Source organism: Streptomyces sp. NRRL B-3229, assembly GCF_000719505.1.
In the GTDB taxonomy this organism is placed as follows: domain Bacteria; phylum Actinomycetota; class Actinomycetes; order Streptomycetales; family Streptomycetaceae; genus Streptomyces; species Streptomyces griseorubiginosus.
Window position 1 is genome coordinate 1 of the sequence record NZ_JOGP01000068.1, and the last position, 1,797, is coordinate 1,797.

The window sequence follows — 1,797 nt, forward strand, 5'->3', positions numbered from 1 at the left end:
GCGCAGGGCCACAAGCGTCTGCTGACCCGCCGGGACCGCATCACGCTCGCCTTCATGGCGGGCGTGCCGACCGTGCTGCACGTGCTGCTGGTGTGGGTGACCGCGCTGGCCTCGATCGCGCTGGCCTTCACCAGCTGGGACGGCATCGGCTTCGGCTCCATCAAGTGGGTGGGGCTGGACAACTTCCGTCAGTTGTTCACCGACAACCCGCAGTTCTGGCCCGCGGTCGAGCACAACATCATCTGGTTCGTGGTGCTGATCGCGATCCCCACACCGCTGGGCCTGTTCCTGGCCGTCCAGCTGGACAAGAACATCCGCTTCTCCCGCGTCTACCAGACCGCGTTCTTCCTGCCCGTGGTGGTCTCCCTCGCGGTGACCGGGTTCGTGTGGCAGCTGGTCTACAACCCCGACACCGGCCTGATCAACAGCCTCATCGGAGCGAACAAGCCCGGCCACTACATCGACTGGATCGGCGACCCCAAACTCAACCTGTGGGCCGTGCTGATCGCCGCGTCCTGGCGCCACACCGGCTACATGATGATCCTCTACCTCGCCGGCCTCAAGGGCGTGGACCCCTCGCTGCGGGAGGCGTCCTCGCTGGACGGCGCCAACGAGTGGCAGACGTTCAAGAACGTCATCTTCCCCACCCTGCGCCCCACCAACACCGTCGTCCTGGTCGTCACCATCATCGAGGCACTGCGCGCCTTCGACCTGGTCTTCGTCTTCAACAAGGGCGCCCAGGGCACCGAACTGCTGTCCATCCTGATCACCAACAACATCATCGGAGAGTCCAGCCGGATCGGCTACGGCTCCGCGATCGCCGTGGTCCTGCTGGTCATCTCCCTCGCGGTCATCATCCCCTACCTGATCGCGACCTTCCGGAAGGAGCGGCAGGCATGAGCACCCTGGCTCTGAAGACGAAAACGCCGATCCGCCCCGCCCGGATCCTGCTGCACACCTTTCTCGCCGTCACCGCGCTGGCCTGGCTGGCCCCCCTGCTGTGGGCGATCTTCGCCGCCCTGCGCCCGTACGCGGAGACCAGCGACAAGGGCTACGTGTCCTGGCCGGACAAGCTGACGTTCGAGAACTTCACGAACGCCTTCGAGCAGTCCGACATGCTCCACTACTTCGGCAACACACTGATCATCGCCGTGCCCGCGGTGCTGCTCACCCTGCTGCTGTCCTCGATGGTCGCCTTCTACGTCTCCCGCTTCGACTTCCGCCTCAACATCGCGCTGCTGCTGGTGTTCACCGCCGGCAACCTGCTGCCCCAGCAGGTCATCATCACCCCCCTGTACCGGCTCTACCTCCTGATCGACCTGCCCGGCATCACCATGTCCGGCAAGCTCTACGACTCCGCCCTCGGCCTGGTCCTCATCCACATCGCCTTCCAGTCCGGCTTCTGCGCCTTCGTCCTGTCCAACTACATGCGGATGCTGCCCCACGAGCTGACCGAGGCCGCCCTCGTCGACGGCGCCTCGGTATGGCGGATGTACTGGCAGATCGTGCTGCCCCTGTGCAAACCCGCGATGGCCGCCCTGGGCACCCTGCTCTCCATCTGGATCTACAACGACTTCTTCTGGGCGATCGTGCTGATCTCCACCGGCGAGAACATGCCGATCACCTCCGCCCTGAACAACCTCTCCGGCCAGTACTTCACCGACCCCAACCTGGTCGCCGCCGGCGCCCTGCTCACCGCGATCCCCACCCTGATCGTCTACTTCGTCCTCCAACGCCAGTTCGTCAGCGGACTGACCCTCGGCGCCAACAAGGGCTGACCACCACCCCGTTCGAAAG

At 65.0% G+C, this 1,797-nt stretch carries 2 protein-coding genes; both read left to right on the forward strand.

Going from position 1 to position 1,797, the window contains the following annotated elements; all coding sequences use genetic code 11:
• Positions 1-900, forward strand: a 900-nt coding sequence (locus tag IF54_RS0138665; RefSeq protein WP_030327357.1) for a carbohydrate ABC transporter permease, incomplete at its 5' end; no start/stop codon positions are given.
• Positions 897-1,778 (forward strand): carbohydrate ABC transporter permease, encoded by an 882-nt coding sequence (locus IF54_RS0138670; protein ID WP_030327359.1) that lies wholly within the window; start codon positions 897-899, stop codon positions 1,776-1,778. The genes IF54_RS0138665 and IF54_RS0138670, both read left to right, overlap by 4 nt.
• Positions 1,779-1,797 lie beyond the last annotated feature (19 nt).